At 26.2% G+C, this 20,101-nt stretch carries 23 protein-coding genes; 2 read left to right on the top strand and 21 right to left on the bottom strand.

Annotated features, from left to right (window positions below; genetic code table 11):
- Nucleotides 1-192 precede the first annotated feature (192 nt).
- The 15 genes from CHF27_RS04220 to CHF27_RS04150 all read right to left on the bottom strand — a co-directional run bounded on the left by CHF27_RS04220 (nucleotide 193) and on the right by CHF27_RS04150 (nucleotide 11,656).
- Nucleotides 193-1,032, bottom strand: coding sequence for a YwqG family protein (locus tag CHF27_RS04220; RefSeq protein WP_095406103.1), 840 nt, complete (start codon nucleotides 1,030-1,032; stop codon nucleotides 193-195).
- Nucleotides 1,033-1,323: 291 nt separating this feature from the next.
- On the bottom strand, nucleotides 1,324-1,674 hold the full coding sequence (locus tag CHF27_RS04215; protein ID WP_243444940.1) for a metallophosphoesterase family protein: 351 nt from the start codon (nucleotides 1,672-1,674) through the stop codon (nucleotides 1,324-1,326).
- Nucleotides 1,675-1,782: 108 nt separating this feature from the next.
- Nucleotides 1,783-2,655 carry a MurR/RpiR family transcriptional regulator gene (locus tag CHF27_RS04210; RefSeq protein WP_095406104.1) on the bottom strand — a complete coding sequence of 291 codons (873 nt, stop codon included), beginning with the start codon at nucleotides 2,653-2,655 and terminating at the stop codon, nucleotides 1,783-1,785.
- Nucleotides 2,656-2,667: 12 nt separating this feature from the next.
- Complete coding sequence (locus CHF27_RS04205) at nucleotides 2,668-3,216, bottom strand: 2-oxoacid:acceptor oxidoreductase family protein (RefSeq protein WP_095406105.1); 549 nt, start codon at nucleotides 3,214-3,216, stop codon at nucleotides 2,668-2,670.
- A 25-nt stretch (nucleotides 3,217-3,241) separates the two neighbouring features.
- Nucleotides 3,242-4,057: a 2-oxoacid:ferredoxin oxidoreductase subunit beta gene (locus CHF27_RS04200; protein ID WP_095406106.1), complete on the bottom strand. Its 816-nt coding sequence runs from the start codon at nucleotides 4,055-4,057 to the stop codon at nucleotides 3,242-3,244.
- Nucleotide 4,058: 1 nt separating this feature from the next.
- A complete protein-coding gene (locus tag CHF27_RS04195) occupies nucleotides 4,059-5,189 on the bottom strand; it encodes a 2-oxoacid:acceptor oxidoreductase subunit alpha (protein ID WP_095406107.1) in 1,131 nt (376 codons plus the stop codon).
- A gap of 17 nt (nucleotides 5,190-5,206) precedes the next feature.
- Complete coding sequence (locus CHF27_RS04190) at nucleotides 5,207-5,401, bottom strand: ATP-binding protein (protein WP_243444939.1); 195 nt, start codon at nucleotides 5,399-5,401, stop codon at nucleotides 5,207-5,209.
- A 207-nt stretch (nucleotides 5,402-5,608) separates the two neighbouring features.
- The gene (locus CHF27_RS04185; RefSeq protein WP_095406109.1) at nucleotides 5,609-6,190 is read right to left on the bottom strand and encodes a class I SAM-dependent methyltransferase; all 582 of its coding nucleotides are present in this window, start codon (nucleotides 6,188-6,190) and stop codon (nucleotides 5,609-5,611) included.
- An 11-nt stretch (nucleotides 6,191-6,201) separates the two neighbouring features.
- Entirely contained in the window at nucleotides 6,202-6,918 is a 717-nt protein-coding gene (locus tag CHF27_RS04180) for a pseudouridine synthase (RefSeq protein ID WP_095406110.1), read from the bottom strand.
- Between the two features lie 158 nt (nucleotides 6,919-7,076).
- Nucleotides 7,077-8,330: a hypothetical protein gene (locus CHF27_RS04175; RefSeq protein WP_095406111.1), complete on the bottom strand. Its 1,254-nt coding sequence runs from the start codon at nucleotides 8,328-8,330 to the stop codon at nucleotides 7,077-7,079.
- Nucleotides 8,331-8,344: 14 nt separating this feature from the next.
- Nucleotides 8,345-9,166 (bottom strand): hypothetical protein, encoded by an 822-nt coding sequence (locus CHF27_RS04170; RefSeq protein WP_095406112.1) that lies wholly within the window; start codon nucleotides 9,164-9,166, stop codon nucleotides 8,345-8,347.
- Complete coding sequence (locus tag CHF27_RS04165; RefSeq protein WP_095406113.1) at nucleotides 9,159-9,851, bottom strand: ABC transporter ATP-binding protein; 693 nt, start codon at nucleotides 9,849-9,851, stop codon at nucleotides 9,159-9,161. The genes CHF27_RS04170 and CHF27_RS04165 overlap by 8 nt, the downstream gene beginning before the upstream one ends.
- Before the next feature lie 10 nt (nucleotides 9,852-9,861).
- Nucleotides 9,862-10,218, bottom strand: coding sequence for a GntR family transcriptional regulator (locus CHF27_RS04160; RefSeq protein ID WP_095406114.1), 357 nt, complete (start codon nucleotides 10,216-10,218; stop codon nucleotides 9,862-9,864).
- Between the two features lie 174 nt (nucleotides 10,219-10,392).
- Nucleotides 10,393-11,076, bottom strand: coding sequence for a DUF975 family protein (locus CHF27_RS04155; protein WP_095406115.1), 684 nt, complete (start codon nucleotides 11,074-11,076; stop codon nucleotides 10,393-10,395).
- Nucleotides 11,077-11,389: 313 nt separating this feature from the next.
- Nucleotides 11,390-11,656 (bottom strand): hypothetical protein, encoded by a 267-nt coding sequence (locus tag CHF27_RS04150; protein WP_095406116.1) that lies wholly within the window; start codon nucleotides 11,654-11,656, stop codon nucleotides 11,390-11,392.
- A 338-nt stretch (nucleotides 11,657-11,994) separates the two neighbouring features.
- Here CHF27_RS04150 and CHF27_RS04145 point away from each other — a divergent pair, with 338 nt between their 5' ends.
- Nucleotides 11,995-13,035, top strand: a complete 1,041-nt coding sequence (locus CHF27_RS04145; RefSeq protein WP_095406117.1) for an ABC transporter substrate-binding protein — start codon at nucleotides 11,995-11,997, stop codon at nucleotides 13,033-13,035.
- A 67-nt stretch (nucleotides 13,036-13,102) separates the two neighbouring features.
- Here the strand turns inward: CHF27_RS04145 and CHF27_RS04140 are convergent, their stop codons facing one another.
- Together CHF27_RS04140 and CHF27_RS04135 are read right to left on the bottom strand one after the other, a co-directional pair.
- Nucleotides 13,103-13,306, bottom strand: a complete 204-nt coding sequence (locus tag CHF27_RS04140; RefSeq protein WP_095406118.1) for a cold-shock protein — start codon at nucleotides 13,304-13,306, stop codon at nucleotides 13,103-13,105.
- Nucleotides 13,307-13,570: 264 nt separating this feature from the next.
- Nucleotides 13,571-14,833: an FAD-dependent oxidoreductase gene (locus tag CHF27_RS04135; RefSeq protein WP_095406119.1), complete on the bottom strand. Its 1,263-nt coding sequence runs from the start codon at nucleotides 14,831-14,833 to the stop codon at nucleotides 13,571-13,573.
- Nucleotides 14,834-15,094: 261 nt separating this feature from the next.
- Between CHF27_RS04135 and CHF27_RS04130 the strand changes: the two genes are divergently transcribed.
- Nucleotides 15,095-15,298 carry a hypothetical protein gene (locus CHF27_RS04130; protein ID WP_095406120.1) on the top strand — a complete coding sequence of 68 codons (204 nt, stop codon included), beginning with the start codon at nucleotides 15,095-15,097 and terminating at the stop codon, nucleotides 15,296-15,298.
- Between the two features lie 82 nt (nucleotides 15,299-15,380).
- Here CHF27_RS04130 and CHF27_RS04125 read toward each other — a convergent pair whose 3' ends face one another.
- The 4 genes from CHF27_RS04125 to CHF27_RS04110 form a co-directional block, all read right to left on the bottom strand.
- Nucleotides 15,381-16,256 carry a kinase gene (locus CHF27_RS04125; protein ID WP_095406121.1) on the bottom strand — a complete coding sequence of 292 codons (876 nt, stop codon included), beginning with the start codon at nucleotides 16,254-16,256 and terminating at the stop codon, nucleotides 15,381-15,383.
- Between the two features lie 245 nt (nucleotides 16,257-16,501).
- Nucleotides 16,502-17,599, bottom strand: a complete 1,098-nt coding sequence (locus tag CHF27_RS04120; RefSeq protein WP_095406122.1) for an SIR2 family protein — start codon at nucleotides 17,597-17,599, stop codon at nucleotides 16,502-16,504.
- 92 nt (nucleotides 17,600-17,691) lie between these two features.
- Nucleotides 17,692-18,255: a hypothetical protein gene (locus CHF27_RS04115; RefSeq protein ID WP_095406123.1), complete on the bottom strand. Its 564-nt coding sequence runs from the start codon at nucleotides 18,253-18,255 to the stop codon at nucleotides 17,692-17,694.
- 180 nt (nucleotides 18,256-18,435) lie between these two features.
- Entirely contained in the window at nucleotides 18,436-19,785 is a 1,350-nt protein-coding gene (locus CHF27_RS04110; RefSeq protein WP_095406124.1) for a M20 family metallopeptidase, read from the bottom strand.
- Nucleotides 19,786-20,101: the final 316 nt, after the last annotated feature.

The raw sequence follows: 20,101 nt of genomic DNA, 5'->3' as shown, positions 1-20,101 counted from the left end.
AAGTCTGCAAATATTTTATTACTCAATTGTAAAATCCATTTTCTTCTACTAAATCTATAGCTTCTTTATCTCTCCATCTACATCCTAGTCCTCTTAACACACTATTGGTTAATGATATAGCATCTTTAAGATATCTATTTTCAGCTATATTGTTTGTAAATTTTTATAAATTCATCTTCTTAACTAAACATATTAATAGCAGTCCCAATTATAAACGACTTTACTAAAATCTTTATTTTTTAAATCTTGGCTATTTATAAAGAAATTACAAACTCCACTATCTCCCCACATAATATCTACATCAGTATTTTGATACTCACTATCAATTTGAAGTAAAAGAGTATCAAATCTCTTTAAATCTTCTTTATAACCTCTAGGATCTCCTTGTGTAAAGAATGGATATCCTCCTATTTTATGTTTATTAGGATATTTATTTTCAAATAATTCGATATATATATCTTCATACAAATCATATAACTCAAATAACTCAGAAACCTTAATGCTTGGAAACTCCTTATTAAATTCTTTAATAAATCCTTCTTCATCAAAACGATAGTCATCTGTTGAAATCTTCTCTTTCGATAAATTAAATTCTACTTTATATTCTTCTTCAAATGGAAAATCTTCTACTTCATATTCTTCTATTCTCATTTTTATATCTTCTTCATTTATACTTAAATCAACAAATTCATGATATATAACTTTAAATCCATCTTGGTTTGTTTGATTGTCAAAATCCAATCCATATAAATCATCTGTTCCTATAAAAAATTGTAAGATTCCTTCTTTAGGAAATATGTCTAAATGTGGCACTTGTTCAAAGTTTATTTGTGCTAAAAGTTTTAACTTGTTACCATCTTTATCAATAGGTAACTCTTTATCTGGTGGTAAATAAGGAATTCCCCCAAATTTACTATCAAATAATGCTGGTATTTCACTACTTACCTTAATATGTACAACATCTTTAAGTGTAGATCTTTCTGTTTTTTCTAAAATTTTTTCTAGCTTCTCTAGTGTGACTTTATTATTCATTGTTAGCCCTTTCATACATTTATGTATTTTTATTAATTTTACTATATTTTAACAAATGTTTGATATATATGCATATAAAAATAAAGATTATCTTAATATTTAGTAATCTTAATACGCTTCTATTTTAAATTTTATATATAATTTTATTTTAGATGATATAGCTAAAAACCCAACTTCAGCAGGATAAGCATTATTCCTCTATATGTTTTAAATAAGTAGGAGCTAAATCATTATCACTAATTTTCTCACCCTTTTCAATCTTAAATTTATCATTTTCTTTAGCAACAACAGTCATAAACTTATTTCTTTAGTTTTATCATCCAAGAATTCAAGTTCACACATCAATTTACCATAGTTGTCAACTCCTTGAATTCTTTCTTTTTTACTTTTTTCAAATTGAGTTATCTTGCTAGATTTATCAACTACATTCCATCCATTATCATCTTTTTCCAATTTGAAATTTATATTAGAAATACATTCTCCATTATTACCTGGCTCTGTAACTATAACTTTTTTACCAGACTTATTCTTATAATCATGTTGCTCTATTTGTTCATGATTATGCCCTTCAACTATAACATCTGCTTTATCTTTTTTCATTACGTTTACCCATTTATTAGCATCCTCTACTAGGTCATTCATATATAAATTACCATCATATCTACGTAAATCTTTTAATTCTCATCATTTGATTAAAAAAGCCAACTGACATTTTATTGTCAGTTGACCTTTATATACTAAGCTGTTATTTTATTCATATACAGAATACTCTTTCCATATTTGTTCTAAGTCATCAAAATACTCTTTTATATCTTCCTTTTCTTTCATCCCAACTGAAATTATAAGTGCATTAGCAACACTTAAAGCTGGTACCAAAGAGTCAACAAACGAAGCCATATTACTCTTTACTAAAAGAGTATTATCAGAAATTGATGCAACAGGAGCAAATAAACTATCTGTTATAGATATTATATGTGCACCTTTTCTCTTAGCATAGCTTACTATTTCAAAAGACTTCTTAGAATATCTAGGGAAACTTATTGCAATAACAACATCCTCTTCATTTATTCTAACTACTTGTTCGAATGCATCCCCCATATCCATCCTAATTATATGGACATTATCAAGTATTATATCTAGATAAAAACCTAAATATTGAGCTACCGCAAAAGAACTTCTCATTCCAACTATATATATTTTTCTAGCTTTTAATAATTTATTTGATGATTCTTCAAACGCTTTTTCGTTAACTTCTTCTAATGTAGATCTTATATTATCAATATCACTTTTTAAAACTTTATTAAGTATTGTACAGTCATCAGAGTACTCATGAGCCATTTCAACTCTCTGTACAGTAGTTAATTTATTTTTTATAAGTTCTTGAAGAGCAGCTTGCAATTTTGGATATCCGGAATATCCAAGTGCATTTGCAAATCTTACTACAGTAGATTCACTAACACCTACAGTTTCCCCTAATTTGCATGCAGTCATAAATGCAACTTTATCATAGTTCTTTAAAATATATTGAGCAATAAGTTTTTGCCCTTTACTCAGTCTTGCAAACTGTGATTGAATACTTGATATTAATTGCTTACTATCTCTCATTTCTTTTGTTTCGTCCATAACTATCTCCTTTTAGTAGTGTAAACTATGGGTATTATTTTTAAAAAGTTCAATACCCCCTTGAAAAGCTTTTATGTTTAATTCTTCTGTACCTTTTGGAACTCTTCTTTTTATTGAATTCATTATTTTTTCATTATCTACAGAAGGTAATAGCTCACTAATTATTCCCAATGCAACCATATTAGTTGCAATTTCTTTTCCTACAACTTCCCTTGATGTATTTATTATTGGAAACTTGTAAGTTTTTAAATTTTCTGTACATTCTACACTAACTGAACTATCTACTATTATTATACCATCTTTCTTAACATCTTTTAAATACTCATTATAAGATTTTTTAGTTAATGCAAGCAATATATCTGGATGTATTATTTTAGGAAAATTTATACTATCATTACTGATTATTACCTCAGCTTTACTAGCTCCTCCTCTAGCTTCGGGTCCATAAGATTGTGTTTGTACTGCATTTAAATCAGATAAAATAGCTCCTTCAGCTAGTATTATGCCTGCTAATATAAGACCTTGACCTCCAGAACCACTAAGTCTAAGTTCTAACTTCATATTTAATATCTCCTTAATAAATAGATTATTGTTGAACTTTATTTAATAATTTATCATATTCTTCAGTATATTCAGGCATAACAACATCTTTAAAGACACCTATATATATATTATCCTTTGTTTGATTATTGTCAAGTTTATTTTTTAAGTTTATATCTATACATTTTTCTTTTAAAATATTCATCAGTGTTATAGGCGAACCCTTTTTATTTTTTCTTCCATAATATGTAGGGCATATACTAATACCTTCAACTAATGAAAATCCTTTATGACTTATTCCTTTTTTAACATAATCTATCATTTTTTTAGCATGATAAGCTGTAGCTCTAGCTACAAAAGTAGCTCCTGCTCCGCAAGCAAGATCACAAACATCAAATGGCTTATCAATATTTCCAAAAGGTGCTGTTGTTGCAAAATCTCCAGTTGGAGTTGTTGGTGAATATTGACCTCCTGTCATTCCATATATATTATTGTTAAATACTATAGTAGTTATATCTATATTCCTTCTACATGCATGTATTAAATGATTTCCACCTATTGCAGTTAAATCCCCATCTCCACTTATAACAATAACATGTAAGCTTGGATTAGCAAGTTTAATTCCTGTAGCAAAAGCAAGTGCCCTTCCATGTAATGTATGAACCGTGCTAAAATTTAAATACCCTGAAGCTCTTGAAGAACACCCTATACCAGATACTATACAAACCTTTTCTTTGTCTATATTTAACTCTTCTATAGCCGCTGCAACTGATCTCATTAATATACCATGACCACAACCTGGGCACCATATATGAGGAAGTCTATTTACTCTAAAATTATTTTTAATTAATTCACTAGGCATTTTAATAATCCTCCTTAACAGCATTTATTATCTCATTCGGAGTAATTACATCTCCATTAAATTTGTTAATTCCTCTTATATACTTGCCTATTCCTAAAACCCTCTTTACTTCATTTATCATTTGTCCTCTATTCATTTCAACCACAAATATTTTTTGTATATTCGAACTTACTTTTTTCAAAACTTCGTCTGGAAATGGCCATACAGTTTTTATACTAAATAAACCTACTTTTATGTTTTCTCTTTTTAAACAATCTATTGCTTCTTTGCATGATCTAGATATACTACCAAAAGATATTAATAAAATTTCAGCATCTTCTATTTCATAACTATCGTAAATTAATATATCTTCTAAGTTAGTCTCTATCTTCTTAAATATTCTATCTAATAATTTTCCTGATTGAGATGTGCTATTGGTTGGAAATCCTGTCTCATCATGCATTAGTCCTGTTATATGATACTTATATCCTTCTCCAACTGAAGCCATTGGTGGTATAAAATCATCAGTATATTCATAAGCTTTGTATTTGTTTTTTTCACATTTTGGTGTTTTTCTATTTATAACTTCTAATTCTCCGACTTTTGGAATTCTGATTTTTTCTCTAAGGTGAGCTACTACTTCATCTAGAAGAAGTATAACTGGAGTACGATATTTTTCTGCAAAATTAAAAGCTTTTACTGTTAAAGTAAAAGTTTCTTCTACTGTTGATGGAGATAATACTATCATTGGGTGATCTCCATGAGTTCCCCATCTTGCTTGCATTAAATCCCCTTGTGATGGGCTAGTTGGAAGTCCTGTACTAGGTCCACTTCTTTGTACATTTACTATGACACATGGTGCTTCTACTAAAGTTGCATATCCTATACATTCTTGCTTTAGAGAAAATCCTGGACCACTAGTTGCAGTCATAGCTTTAATTCCTGTAAGTGATGCTCCGACTACCGCTGACATAGATGCTATTTCATCTTCCATTTGAATAAACTTACCTCTTATCTTAGGCAACATCAGTGATGATATTTCTGCTATCTCTGTTGATGGAGTTATTGGATAGCCTGCAAAAAACCTCATTCCTGCATAAATTGCACCTTGCACGCAAGCTTCGTTTCCTTGTAATAATTTTAATCTTTGAATAGCTAAACACCTCCGATTTATATATTTTTTTCACTTAAATATATTGCATAATCAGGACATCTTAATTCACATAATCCACATGAAGTACATTTTGAACTATCTTCTATAATAATTTTATAATCTTTTATAGTTAAAATTTTAACTGGACAATACTCTACACAAATTCCACATAGTTTACACCACAGTGGATCTATTTCTAATTTTTTTTTCAAGTTTTTTGCCTCCAATTCATATAAATCAATTTTTAACATAAATAAAGCTACCTTAATATGAAATTTTATATAATAACAAATAAGTCTGAGAATATAAGTTCTAAGAGTTAGTGCTAGCTATAGGAGCTTAACAAATTAAAACTTCAAAAAAACTTATATTTCAGACAAAAATAATTACTTATAAAATATTACCATTAAGATAGCTTTTTAATATTCCATCTTTTTTTCTATTAAAATCAGTTGTGGAGGATTGTTTATTTGATTTACAAATTTTGATTCTAGGACACTGAACTCATTTTGATCTAAATTTTCAACAAAATCGTATATGCTATTTTTTTCTTCTTCTCCTCCAGGATGTCCTGTATATATCGCTATACTTACAATACCATGAGGTTTTAATAAATTTAAGCTATGCTCTATAGCTTTTATAGTTGTATTCGGTTTTGTTATAATCATATGTTGCGCCCTTGGTAAATATCCCAAATTGAATACAACACATGCAACTTTTTTGTCAATATACTTGTCCATATTTTCATGCCCATCTAATATTAACTCTACTCTATCTGTAATTTCATCTTTTTCTAATTTCTTTTTGGTAGATTTTAATGCTTCTTCTTGTACATCAAATGCATATACAAATCCATTTTCTCCTACCAAATGAGCTAAATATTTTGTATCATATCCATTTCCCATAGTTGCATCAACTACTATATCTCCTTCATTTATAGCTTGTTCTAAAAATAGTTTATTTATATCTGTAACCTTCGTAAGATGCTTAGCTTTTGTCATGTCTTCGCCCCCTATTTTATAGTTTTTAAATAATTTACTTCTTCTTTAGTTAAGTGTCTGTATTCTCCTATTTTTACATTGTTAAGACGTATTTTTCCCATAGCTACTCTCTTTAACCTTTGTACTGGATGATTTATAGCTTTACACATTTTTCTTACTTGTCTATTTCTACCTTCATGTATTTTTATTTCACATATAGAATAATTTTTTTCTGTATTTTCTTCTAGTATATTTATTTTAGCAGGAGCAGTTTTATAATCTTCTATTAATAGACCTTCTTTAAAATTTTTCATTTCTTCATACGAAGGAACTCCTTTAACTCTCGCCACATAAGTCTTATCAACTTCATGTTTTGGATGAGTTAGTTTATACGTTAAATCTCCATCATTTGTTAATATTAAAAGACCACTAGTTTCATAATCTAATCTTCCAATAGGATAAACTCTTTCTTTAATTCCATCTAACAAATTTATAACACTTGGTCTATCAAACTGGTCTTTAACTGTAGTTATATATCCTTCAGGCTTATTTAAAACTACGTAAACATAATTTTCACTTAATTTAATTTCTTTATCATCAACTTTAACTATATCTGTATCTTCATTTATACTAAATGATAGCTCAGCTACAACCTTATCATTTACCTTAACTCTTCCTTCAAGTATAATTTCTTCTGCTTTTCGTCTTGATGCTACTCCGCAAGAAGCTATATATTTATTAATTCTCATACATCCACCTTCTTTTACAAATTTTATATATATTAAATTTTAATTAATAACTATAAACAACAAACTGGACTAGAATTAATCTAGTCCTTTTTAGTAGTATAGCAAAATTCATATTTTATAACAATAAAAATAAATTTTCACACTATTTTATTAAATTTTTATAGTTCATTTTGTTTTAATATATATTCACCTTGGTATATACGTTTACCATTATATAATTCACCGTTATAAAGTAACTTCTTAGTCTTTTCATCTAATACAAAAATATTATATTTATTATCTAAATCAAGCCTTACATTATCACTATCTTGTTTATCATGACTATTCATTGTTACATATAATTTATTATTAATAACTTTAAAATTATTAACTTCTGATATATGTCTTACTTTATCTATTGAATATACTTTATCTTCATTAATAATTTTTTCATTCTTTAAGTCTACACTGTATAAATGTATATCTGTATCTTTTGCATAATAAGAGTCCTCTTGTACTATTATATTAAGTTTATTTTCATTAACACTACACTTAGGCGAACTTATATTCATATAATCACTTTCGCTTTGTTTAATATGTAAAGGCACTTTTATATATTCAAATTTATTACTTTTTACATCATAATACATTAAATTACTTTCAACTTTATCATCTTGACTATTTTTATTTATACTATTTACCATAAAGTACATCTTATCTTCATTTACAAATTTTATATTATCATCAACTATATTAAACTTTTCTTCACTATTATTTATATCTATTTTATTTACTTCACTTATTTTGTGAGTATCTAAATTAACTTTATATATTTCTATAAAACCTTTATCTAGACCTTTAAATTTTCCTTCTTCATCATGTTTAACATTTATAGAACCTGAGTATGCCATGTAAATTTCATTATTATATATATACACTACACTTGGTCCAGGTCCACACCAATCATATTTTATAGAACTAGGAAGTTGAACTTTAAAATCAGTTTTTTTATTAGTCTTTAAATTTTTATTATTTACTTTTATAGCATAGCTTTCTTTTACTGAATCATCATAACGAGGATATTTATATTCAATAAAGCCAATGTTTTCATCATCTTTATATGTAAGATTTCCAACATCTGAAGCTTCAAATATATCCCTATTTTTCACTTTCAACTTAGAATATTCGTCCATAACTGGAAGTTCTTTTGAAAAACTTTTAGTTTTAATATTATCTTTTGAAAATATAGTTTGTCTTGTATTATACAATCCTTGCTCTTCTTGAGTTAATATAACAATATCATCTAGTTCTTTTTTATCCCCTGTAATATCTTTTAATTTGTATTTAGGTATATTCATTTGGGTAAATATACATATAAATATCATAGAAGCTAATACTGCTAACAGTATTAGTCTTGGTAAACTTTTTTTCATAATCCTATCCTCCCTTATAAATATGCCTTTTCATTAATTAACTTATTAGATATAAATAATGATGTTATAAATAAAACTATATAATATGACACATGAACAACAAATAATTTATCTGAATAATTAGCATTTTTAAATATTAAAGAAAAATATATAAATATAGATGCAACTATGTATAATCCGCCTAAAACTATGCCTATTTTCTTATATGATCTTTCAATTAATACTGCTGTAAATATTACAATAACAGCAAGTATAACTCCTATTACATCAATCATTAAAAAATCTATAATATAAGGTGATACTATATTTAAACTTATACCCTCAATCATATCATTTATAATATTTGTAAATCCAGGAGAGTTTATGCCAGTAAAAATTTTAACTATATTTAAATCTATAAACCAAAATAAAAATTGAGATACTATTAACCCATATATCATCATAACAACAGTTAATAGTTTTGCTAAATATATATTAAATCTTTTTTGAGGAAGCATAAATAATGTATATATTGTTTTGCTTTTTAAAATATAATCTCTATACCATATAATACCTGCATATAATAAGCAAATTAAAACTGAAATACCTAAAACTATGTTACCTAAGTGATAAATATTTCCTTTTACACAACCTATTATTCTTTCAATTCCTGTAGGATTTTTAAGTACACTAATCTCCATCGGCAAATTATATACCTCATTCATATGTAAAATATGTTCATGTAATTTTATTGCTACTACTCCTAAATTACCTGCAAATAAAACTCCTATTAACACTAAATATAATTTATATATCCTTTTAAATTCAAATTCAAATAATGTCATTATTTTATTCACCTCTATACACCTCCCTCATTTTATCAACGATAGACTTACCTTCTACTTCACGAGTTTTTTCTGCATTAAACTTAAATATTACTTTTCCATTATCTATAATAACAACATCATCTACTAACATCTCTATTTCTGATATTTCATGAGTAGTTATTATTATACTTTGGTCTTCATTTAAGTACTTAGTCATTATCCCTATAAATTCTTCTCGTTTAAATATATCTATCCCTGAAAATGGTTCATCAAGTAATGTGTATTTAGCATTTTGCGCAAATCCTATAACTATTTTTACTCTTGCTATATTCCCCTTAGAAAGAGTAGATATATGTAAATTATCTTTTAAATTGAACATTTCTAACATTTCATATGCTTTTTCGTCACTCCAATTTTTGTAAAACTCTTTCATAAATTCAAAACTTTCTTTTATAGTAAAATGTGAAAAATGATTATCTACATCTGGAACAAAAGAAACTTTATTATAAATTTTATGATTTATTTTTTGCCCATCTATAAGTATCTCTCCACTATCTATTTTAATAAGACCTGCTATTGCTTTTAATATAGTCGATTTTCCAACACCATTAACTCCTAATATGCAGCTTATCTTTCCTTCTTCTATAGTAAAAGATATATCATCTAATGCTTGAAGTTTTTTATATCTTTTACTTACATTTTTTATTTCTATCATAAAATCCCCCCTAATACCTATTGTTTATCAAATTTATAAGTTCTTCCTTTTTAACATTTATTGCCTTCATATTTTCCATAAAAGATTCCATGGATTCATTTATAAGTTCTTCCCTTATATTATTTATCATTTGTTGGTCAGTAGTTATATTACTTTGATAATTTCTAAGCGTAGTTATAATTCCCATATCTTCCATCTCCTTATATGATTTTTGTACAGTATTCACATTTACTTTAATTTTCACAGCCATTTCTCTTCTTGACAAAATTGCATCTCCTGGCTTAAGTTCCCCTATTACAATTTGTTGTTTTATATATCTTATAATCTGAATATAAACGGGTTCCTTGTCGTTTGGGCTAAATTTCATATATTCACCTCCGTACCACTGTACTATTTCAGTATTACACTTCTTAAGTGTATTATATATGTAGTACACCTAAGATACAAGTACTTTTTTTAATATATAATATAAACATAAAAAGAAGTTATCCTAAAATTAAATTTTAAGATAACTTCTTTTTATATTTATATTTTTTAATTTTTAATTACCTATTTTTTCATTGTACAACTCTAAATAGTAATTAGCATAAGAAATACCTATATAAGGCATTACCCAAATAGTTGCAACTCCTAATGTAATTATTATAGGTATTATCCATAATATAAAACTTAATCCAAACAATACAGTCTTCCAAAATGAATTTTTAACTAACTTAAAACTTAGTTTTAAAGATTCTATAATTTTACAGTCTTTATCTAAAATTAAATACGTGGCAAAACTTAAATATATTGAAATAACAATATCTAATATAACTAGAGCTACTATTAAAATGTTTCCTATAACTTGTGATATAATTAATGAAGTTCCCGAAATAAATATTGCTAACATTCCTAGCATTCCTATTCCAAATACTATTAAAAATAAAACTATAGCACACAATATACACTTTAATAATTTATTAAAAGGAACCTTTAACCATTCCCAAGTGACGATACCTTCACCTTTGTTTTTAGCTATATTAATATATAGCATCGTTAAATAAATACCTATTATTGCGGTTATTATATTAAATACCCATGACAATGCAAAATATTCATTTATTATTTCTTGTCTAGTTACAAAAGCAGTTATTAACGTTACTATCCCTGATAATAAAACAGGCAATTTCCAATTTGAATTTAACTGCCTTTTGGACATACTTTTTATTTCTGTTCTGTCTTTCATGTTTATCTCCTTTTACTAATTAAATTTTTTATTTTAAAGATAATTAATATATTATTTGTTAATTTACAAACTAGATTTAATATAAATTTTAAATTATCTTCTATAATATATTAATATGGTAACAAATGTTTTATGTTAATAATACTATATATTATATGTAAAATTTTTTATTAACTTTACTTACTTTTAGTAAGTGGGATATTTGTATGTCTCACAGGGTGTAGTCCCTCTACTAATAATTCTTCTAATAAAAAAAGAACTCTGTTTAGTATAATACCCTTACTATACTAGAGTTCTTCTTTTGTTAATTCTCTTAGTTTATATTTTTCATCATGTGTTCATACATACCATCAATTATACTTTGAAGTATTTTTCTCTCAGGATTTGTTGTAAGTTGATATACCTTTTTCTGTTGATCCTTTTGTTTTGCTTCATATTTTTCTTCATTCTTTTTATCAGCTAATTTAATTTCATTAAGTGTATCTTCTGGATATTTTTTCAATACGTCCATATCAGATTTATTTATACCTTTAACTAACATATTTTCTATAGCATTTCTTACTTCTTTATTATAATACATATCCAGCACCTCCTTTGAAGTAAAAATACTACTATATATAATAGCTTTCCTTCATTTTTGGTTCTTAGGAAGTATTAAAATAATACTTAAGAGGTATTAAATTTAATACTTTTGATATTTTACCAACACGTTAAACTATAATAAAATCTATCCCTTTTTATACATAATAAAAGACTAGAAATATTCCTAGATTAATTTGTAAAATAGATTTAATATAAATTTCAAATTACCTTCTATAATAGATTAATATGGTAACAAATGTTTTATGTCAATAATACTATATATTATATGTGAAATTTTTTATTAACTTTACTTACTTTTAGGAAGGGGATATTTGTATGTATAAAAAGCTTGTTGCTCTTACAAGTACGTTGGCATTAAGTCTTGCATGTCTCACAGGGTGTAGTTCATCTACAGATAATTCTTCTAATGATAAACAAGAACTTGATAACGTAACTATAGCAGAAGTTACTCATTCAGTATTTTATGCACCTCAATATGCTGCTATAACTAAAGGATTCTTTGAAGATGAAGGTATTAAAGTCGACCTTATAAACACTCAAGGGGCAGATAAAACTATGGCTGCTTTAATATCTAAAGAAGCTGATATAGGTCTTATGGGACCAGAGGCTTCTATATATGTTTATAATCAAGGTAATGAAGATTATGCAGTTAATTTTGCTCAATTAACTAAAAGGGACGGTAGTTTCTTAGTTGCAAGAGAAAAAATGCCTAATTTTGATTATAGTAGCTTAAAAGGAAAAGAAGTATTAGGTGGAAGAAAAGGTGGAGTACCTTTGATGACACTTGAATATGTATTAAAGCAAAAAGGGCTTACTATAGGTCAAGATATTTCTAACGGTAACACAAACATACGTTCAGATGTACAATTCGGAGTAATGGCTGGTGCATTTGCTGGCGGTGAAGGTGATTTTACAACTGCATTTGAACCAACCGCTACAGCAATGGAAAAAGAGAAAACTGGATATATAGTAGCTTCTATCGGTAAAGATTCAGGAGAAATTCCTTTTACAACTTATTCTACTACTAAGTCATACATGAAAGAAAATAAAGATTTAATTCAACGATTTACTAATGCATTATACAAAGGTCAGATTTGGGTTCAAAAAGCCTCTAATGAAGAAATCGCTAAAGCTATGCAGCCTTTCTTTGAAGATATAAGTTTAGAAGATTTAATAAGTGTTGTTGATAGATATAAATCAATAGATGCTTGGGCTCAAGATCCAATTTTAAAAGAAGAAAGTTTAAATCGTTTAATGGATGTTATGACAGAAGCTAAAGAATTAGATAAAAAAGCTCCTTATAAAAATATAGTGAACACTGATTTCGCAAATGAATCTATAAAAACCATTAAATAACATTAATTTAATACACAAAAAAAAGACCTTTACAGGTCTTTTTTTCACTTTATTTATATAAAGCCGATTATAGTCTAACTATGTTAGCAGCTTGAGGTCCTTTTTGTCCTTCTACTATTTCGAATTGAACAGATTGTCCTTCTTCTAATGATTTGAATCCTTCTGATTGTATAGCTGAGAAGTGAGCAAATATCTCTTCACCAGTTCCATCTACAGTTATAAATCCAAATCCTTTTTCGTTGTTAAACCATTTTACTATTCCAGTATTCATATGTTTCTCCTAAGTTCTCATCCAATTTGTTGGATATTTATTTTTTACTACTCTATTATAATAACACATATTTCTTAAAATATGTACACTTTTTTAAAAAAAGTTTATTTTTTTTAACTTCTTCTCTTAATTTCCATTTGCAATATTATGAATATTATCTATTCATTAATTAAAATTAACTTATTAAAAATTTCTACTATAAATAAAACAGCAAAATCATCTATTTATATAATAGATGATTTTTATAAAATTAAGAATTTTCAGTTAATTGTTTACAAAATATTTATCTATAGCTATGGCCACCTTTTTACCTAAAGCTGTTGCATAGCATGCTGTTTTATCACCTTGTATTATATCTCCAGTTGCAAAAACATCTCCTACACTTGTTTTAAAATCATTAGTAATAACCATACCTCTATTATCTATTTCAACAGGTGCTATAGATTCTATACCTTCTGATTTTTGACCAACTGCAAATATTATTACATCCGCATCTAGCTTTAATTTAGATCCATCATCTACACCTATAAACTCCATTCCTATTACTTTTCCGTTTTCATCTGCAATAATTTCAGCTGAATCAAAACTATCAAATATAGGTACATTTACATAATGTAGATAATCTAATTCCTTTTTACTTGCTGTCATTTGTTCTATGGAGCATCTAACTACTATTCTTACTTTTTCATATCCTATTAATTTTGCTGTTGTTCCACAATCAATTGCAACATCTCCACCACCAATTACAATTGCACTTTTTCCTACAGTTACATTTCCATCTTTACTTTTTGCTTCTGCTAAAAAACTTACTGCATCCATAACTCCATCATAATGACATCCCTTTATATTTAATTTTCTTCCTTTATTTAATCCACTAGATACTAAAAATGCTTTAAATCCTTTTTCTCTTAGTTCATCTAAAGTAACATCTTTTCCAACTGTACAATTAGTTATAAACTTAACTCCTAAACTTTCTATATATTTAACATCTTCTATTATTACTTTCTTTGGTAGCCTATGTGGTGGAATCCCATAACTTAGCCATCCGCCTACAATATCTCTTTCTTCAAACACTGTTACATTATATCCTTTTTGTGCTAAAAAGGCTGCTGCAGATAACCCTGATGGTCCTGAACCTATTATTCCTATTTTTTCACCATTTAGATTAACTTCTTTTTTTATTATAGATTTACTTTCCTTCTCATATTCTGCTAAAAACTTTTGTATATATGGTATCATTATCGGGTCTTTTAAACTCGTCTTTCTACACCCTCCAACACAGTATTTTTCATAAGGACAAATTCTTGAACATATTCCAGCTAATGGATTATTTATTCTTAAAATTTGTATAGCCTTATCTAATTCGCCTAATGATACAAGTTCTATAAAAGTTCTTGGATCACTTCCTATAGGACATCCTTCACTACAAGGTGCATCCTTACATAAAAGGCATCTTTTAGCTTCTAAAATAGCTTCTTCTTTTGTAAAATATTTTCCTGACTCAGTTAGATACCCTACACTATTCATTTTTTAACCCCCCAAAAAAATCAAAATATATAATACATTCATATAATATAGTAAAAAGATTTAACTTAACTTTTATTTAAGTAAATTATAATACAATTGGTTTCATAATGTATTTTTTTTATAAAAAATTTTAGAAATAGTTTTTATTTTCAAAAAATTCAATCAAATATTTATTATAAATTTATTTTATTTATTACTTGCTAATAATTTATGATTTTCATATAATATTTGTGATGAATAAATTTTTCAAGAGGTGTTTTTATGAGCAAACAAATAAAATTGTTTAAAAAATCCAATTTTGAAAATAAACTAACGAATTTGCTTAGTTTTGAGGATAATATCTTTTCAGATTATATTATCTTAGAAGAAGATATTAGTTACTTTAATGAAGATATTAATTCAGACAATAAGTCTGATTCATCCGATGACTTTTTTTTGGATGATACTATATATTATATTGATTAAATTATATTTTAAAAGGATATGCTTAAATTACTTTAGGCATATCCTTTTTAGATACAATTTTTTTAATTTTCCTTCTTTTATCTTAAGCTTTTTCAAAAGTATAAATATCATCTATTCTAGATATATACACTTTACTATCAATACATCCTATATACTTAGCATATTTCTGAACTTTTTCCTTTGCTGAATTTATGTCATTTATATCATTTTCAATTAATTTCTTGATATATATATTCATTAATTTTGATTTATGTATTCTTATATCATATCCTAAAAATTCTGTTAATTTTTCTATCTCTCTACCAAAATCTCCATCTTCTTTTATTATATATTCATATACATCTTCTCTATATGGATTTAATGTAATTATCTGTTTTATAACTCTACATTCATCTGGCTTACTTATAAATCCATCTTTGTAATTATTAAATAATGCATCTGCTTGTCTTATTGATTTATTATCTACATAAGGTTGTATATTTTTTACCTTCTTTTCTAAAAGTGCATCTACAACTGCATAGTGTATGTTAAAGCAATCATTATATATATATTCACTTAATCTTTCAATATGTGGTTTAATATCATAAAATTTTGCATTATTATGCTTTTTACCTTTATTAGTATTTGAGCAATCTTTACTAAAATTATTTAATAATCTAGTGAAATCCAAATATTTTTCACAATAATTTTCCTTAAATATATTACTATCTATAGTTATAACATCATACTTAACTATATTCTCTACCCCTTTTTTTATAGCTTCATCTATTATTTTTTCTCCTAAAAGAAGGCATTTTTCTGATATTTGCTTAATAGTCTGAATTTTATTTAAGCTCTCTTCCTCAAATTCACTAGATTTATCTAAAGCATACGACTTGAAAAATTTTCTGATATTATTGTAGTTATTCATCTTTTCATCAAACTCAATGATAGCTCCATTTATATCGAACGAAATCATAGTATTATACCCCCGATCTTAATCTCAAAATAAAAAATTAAATTTATTTATACTTTTATTAATTTGATTTATTTATGTATTATCCTTCTAAATGAGGAATTTGTCTAATTCTTTATTTGTTTTCTACATATAATAATAATTTGTATATAAATAACTATTGTTTCGAGTTAATTTATTATGTGTAATTTATATATTTTCACCTTAATAATTTAAAAATCCGACTAATTTTATTTTTAGTCGGATTTTTACTTATCAAATTTTTTTGTAACATCGTTTATAAATTTCATTGGATCTGTTGCAAAATCTTGAAATGAATTTTTTGTAAATATAACATCTTCACCAAGAAATCTTTTATATCTAAATTCTTCTTTTTTAAGAGAAGATTTATATTTTTTACTATGATTATTAAACACCATTATTTTTAAAGGAGGCTTTTTTCTACTTGTTTGAATTCTTTTTAGCATATACTTTATGTGTATATCCGCCTCAGGAAATGAATATCCACAAAAAACTAATATATCAGTTTCTCTTAACGCCTTTTCTGTTTCATTCCATACAGTGCTCAAAAATACATTTGCCATATTTTTAAAGTACGTTGGTGGAATTATTATTGGAACTGTTATCTCTTGGCATTCTAAACATCTAGTTTCTTCTGTATTTTTTAAAAGTCTCATAACTCCACCTTCATATGGAGTAAGATTTAAACTGTTACATATAGGACAATACAGCCAGTTTAGAGAACCATGAATCTTATAAAGCTTTATTAGTGGATCCTTAGGCCTTTTCCATCCATTTTTAATATTAAAATTTGTAAAATCAACTCCATAATCTAACATAATAGGATGATTTTTTTCACTATACAAAGATGCTATAGTATTATCTATATTTATATCATAATTAGCACTTATAAAAGTAGTATCTAATAAAACATTTGCATCTAATAGATTCTTTACTAATAAACTATGGTACTTATTAGTATTTTCAGTTGTATTATTTATAGCCTGAGCCATTAATAAAATTAAATATTGTCTTAAATATCTTATACTATCACTTCTATTATTTAATGTTTCTAAACCAAAGTTTTTAAAGGATTCTCTACGTTGTTCAGCTAAATCTAAAAGCCCTAAAACTTCTTCAAAAGTAGGAAAATTTACAACATCTGTATTATCTTTTAAAATATCTATATTAAACATCTGCTTAAAAAATTTATATAATTCTCTATTCATATCACTTTTACAGTCTTCTTTTGTTATATCTTTAAAATATTTACTAAATAATTCATTTTGAATTGGCAAACTTTCTGCTGCAGAAGCTCCTGCTCCAAGAAATATACCTATTTTCATTATATCTACTCCAATCCCCTATTCTAATTTAATTAATATTTTTAGTATTTTCTATATTTCAAATCAATATTCAGTCTATTATATGTAATTTATTAATTTCTGCTTATATCTTCTATAAACTGTGACCACGGTAATAAAGGATATAAGTTCATTAATTTGCTTAAGTTATAGATATTTAATTTTTCATTACAATTTAAAATATCATCTAATTCTTTTTCTGTTATATCCATATTTTGTGCTATTTGACTTTTAGTTTTATTTATCATATATAAAATATCTGTTAAGTTTATACATTGATTTATCAAACCAATAACCTTTAAAAAAGTTTTATTATTTATTGATGATTGATATATATCTAAAGTTTCAATAAATAAATTTTCCATTATTTTTTGAACTTGTTCTTTATTTGGTCTTATTATCCTTATTATACACAATTCTGATAAACCCGCTTTTTCAGATTTAGGAAACCATATATTTACAGAACTTTCATTTGTATTTAATAATTCATATTCTATATCATATTTTTGGAGCAAATCCAATTTATTTTCATTTAAAAACCAACAATTTTGAAGTTCAGCTGTTGGTCTGCCCACTAATGTACAGCTTTCTAATTTATCCTTAATCATTTGTAAAACTAGTTCTTTCTTAAATAACATAATCTTATCCCCCCTGTTAATGCATATTTCTATTTTATTATATATGTATATACTTCCTTAACTTAATTAAGCATCAACTAATTCCAATAATCAAGTACTTTTTTATTTTTTATTCATTTTATAACACAAATAGGGATTATGAAATATAATCCCTATTATAATATATTAATTGTTCAATTTTTATTTTCCTTGTAATAATTCATATATACATATTGCATATATTTCAGTTGCTTTCATAAGTTCCTTAACGCTTGTAAACTCATTAGCTTGATGTTCAGTTTCAGGACTTCCTGGGAATACTGCACCAAATGCAACACAATTATCTAATGCTCTAGCATATGTAGCTCCACCAGAAGAATGAGGAGTTCCATCTAAACCTGTTTCTTCTTCATAAACTTTCTTTAAAACTTTTATTAAGAAGTTATCTGCTGGTACATATGAAGAAGCTAAGTAATCAAATTCTTCATATTTTAAGTTATACTTATCTACTATTTCTTCTAATTTTTCTACAAGTGTATCTTTGTTATAAGTAACTGGTATTCTTACATCTATACTTACAGTTTCTTTTTCCTTGTTTAAATCTATTTTACCTATATTAAATGTAAGTTTTCCTGAAGCTTCATCCATACAGTTTTTTACAACATTATTAGCATTAGCATCTTCGCCTATTACTTCTGCTATAAATTTAACTGCACTTGACTTAACACCTATGTTATTTAATGCTATACATAATCTAGCTATAGCATTTATACCTTTATCACTTGCAGCTGAATGAACACTTTTACCTAAAACAAATACTTTTTCATCTTCACAAGTATATTCAAATTTTAATTTATCAAGTTCTTCTTTTAATCTTTCTACATATTCCCCTGTATACATCGCTTTTCCAGGAACTGAGTTAAATGCATCCCCCGCACATAATTCTATACCTGAATTTGCATCTCCTATTATTAATGATTGTAATAAACCCTTTTCTGCATTTGTTATAGGGAATTTAGAGTCTGGAGTAAATCCGTAATTTGGAGTTTCTTCATTATTCTCTTTATATTTATTTATACATCTCCAAAGGTTTTCCTCATCTGTTCCGAATATAAATCTTATTCTTTTATCAAATTTAATTCCTAAATCCATTAAAGCTTTTACTGCATATATACTAGCTATAGTAGGACCTTTATCATCTTGCGTTCCTCTACCACATAATTTGTCGCCATCTAAAATTCCTTCATACGGAGGAAATTGCCAATTTTCTAGTTCTCCTTCAGGTACTACATCTAGGTGACCAAGTATCCCTATTAATTCTTCTCCTTCACCTATTTCAGCGTATCCATAGTATCCATCTTTATAAACTGTTTTAAACCCAAGTGATTCACATAGATCTAGAGTATATCTTAAAGCTTTATCAATATTTTCTCCAAAAGGATATTTATCAGTTGCATCTGATATTACACTAGGTATCTTTATACATTCTTGTATAGAACTTATTATATCGTTTTGTAATTCATTAACTCTTGCTTTTATTTGTTGTTTCATACATAACACCCCTTCAAATCGTCATAATTTTATCTATGTAATATCAATATACACTATAAATAATGTAGAGTCTACTTTTAATTATATATTCATTTCTTAATTAATTTTATTTTTTTAAATCGTTTTTTGTTTTTAACCTTATTTTTTTAATTCATTTTCTATCAATCTTTTTAAAGTTTAGACTATTTTTTGTATTCTAATTATATTTATTTTCAAATATTTTTAAATATATAATTTATTTTTTTATGTAATATTTTATTCTAACTTTCTTTTTTATTTTACATTTTTAAACATTTCTACTTAAAAAAATAAAGAG

Origin of the sequence: Romboutsia maritimum, assembly GCF_002251085.2 — a bacterium.
Lineage (GTDB): Bacteria > Bacillota > Clostridia > Peptostreptococcales > Peptostreptococcaceae > Romboutsia_B > Romboutsia_B maritimum.
The sequence above is the reverse complement of the archived record's forward strand: the minus strand, read 5'-3'. Positions and strand labels throughout refer to the sequence as shown.

Excerpts from the sequence above, each read along its gene's own strand:
- CHF27_RS04120 (WP_095406122.1), bottom strand. The coding sequence starts at position 17,599 with ATGAAAATAGGTATATTTCTTGGAGCAGGAGCTTCTGCAGCAGAAAGT.
- CHF27_RS04220 (WP_095406103.1), bottom strand. The coding sequence starts at position 1,032 with ATGAATAATAAAGTCACACTAGAGAAGCTAGAAAAAATTTTAGAAAAA.
- CHF27_RS04155 (WP_095406115.1), bottom strand. The coding sequence starts at position 11,076 with ATGAAAGACAGAACAGAAATAAAAAGTATGTCCAAAAGGCAGTTAAAT.
- CHF27_RS04185 (WP_095406109.1), bottom strand. The coding sequence starts at position 6,190 with ATGACAAAAGCTAAGCATCTTACGAAGGTTACAGATATAAATAAACTA.
- CHF27_RS04115 (WP_095406123.1), bottom strand. The coding sequence starts at position 18,255 with ATGTTATTTAAGAAAGAACTAGTTTTACAAATGATTAAGGATAAATTA.
- CHF27_RS04175 (WP_095406111.1), bottom strand. The coding sequence starts at position 8,330 with ATGAAAAAAAGTTTACCAAGACTAATACTGTTAGCAGTATTAGCTTCT.
- CHF27_RS04130 (WP_095406120.1), top strand. The coding sequence starts at position 15,095 with ATGAGCAAACAAATAAAATTGTTTAAAAAATCCAATTTTGAAAATAAA.
- CHF27_RS04215 (WP_243444940.1), bottom strand. The coding sequence starts at position 1,674 with ATGAATGACCTAGTAGAGGATGCTAATAAATGGGTAAACGTAATGAAA.
- CHF27_RS04150 (WP_095406116.1), bottom strand. The coding sequence starts at position 11,656 with ATGTATTATAATAAAGAAGTAAGAAATGCTATAGAAAATATGTTAGTT.
- CHF27_RS04145 (WP_095406117.1), top strand. The coding sequence starts at position 11,995 with ATGTATAAAAAGCTTGTTGCTCTTACAAGTACGTTGGCATTAAGTCTT.
- CHF27_RS04135 (WP_095406119.1), bottom strand. The coding sequence starts at position 14,833 with ATGAATAGTGTAGGGTATCTAACTGAGTCAGGAAAATATTTTACAAAA.
- CHF27_RS04110 (WP_095406124.1), bottom strand. The coding sequence starts at position 19,785 with ATGAAACAACAAATAAAAGCAAGAGTTAATGAATTACAAAACGATATA.
- CHF27_RS04180 (WP_095406110.1), bottom strand. The coding sequence starts at position 6,918 with ATGAGAATTAATAAATATATAGCTTCTTGCGGAGTAGCATCAAGACGA.
- CHF27_RS04210 (WP_095406104.1), bottom strand. The coding sequence starts at position 2,655 with ATGGACGAAACAAAAGAAATGAGAGATAGTAAGCAATTAATATCAAGT.
- CHF27_RS04125 (WP_095406121.1), bottom strand. The coding sequence starts at position 16,256 with ATGATTTCGTTCGATATAAATGGAGCTATCATTGAGTTTGATGAAAAG.
- CHF27_RS04205 (WP_095406105.1), bottom strand. The coding sequence starts at position 3,216 with ATGAAGTTAGAACTTAGACTTAGTGGTTCTGGAGGTCAAGGTCTTATA.
- CHF27_RS04140 (WP_095406118.1), bottom strand. The coding sequence starts at position 13,306 with ATGAATACTGGAATAGTAAAATGGTTTAACAACGAAAAAGGATTTGGA.
- CHF27_RS04165 (WP_095406113.1), bottom strand. The coding sequence starts at position 9,851 with ATGATAGAAATAAAAAATGTAAGTAAAAGATATAAAAAACTTCAAGCA.
- CHF27_RS04160 (WP_095406114.1), bottom strand. The coding sequence starts at position 10,218 with ATGAAATTTAGCCCAAACGACAAGGAACCCGTTTATATTCAGATTATA.
- CHF27_RS04200 (WP_095406106.1), bottom strand. The coding sequence starts at position 4,057 with ATGCCTAGTGAATTAATTAAAAATAATTTTAGAGTAAATAGACTTCCT.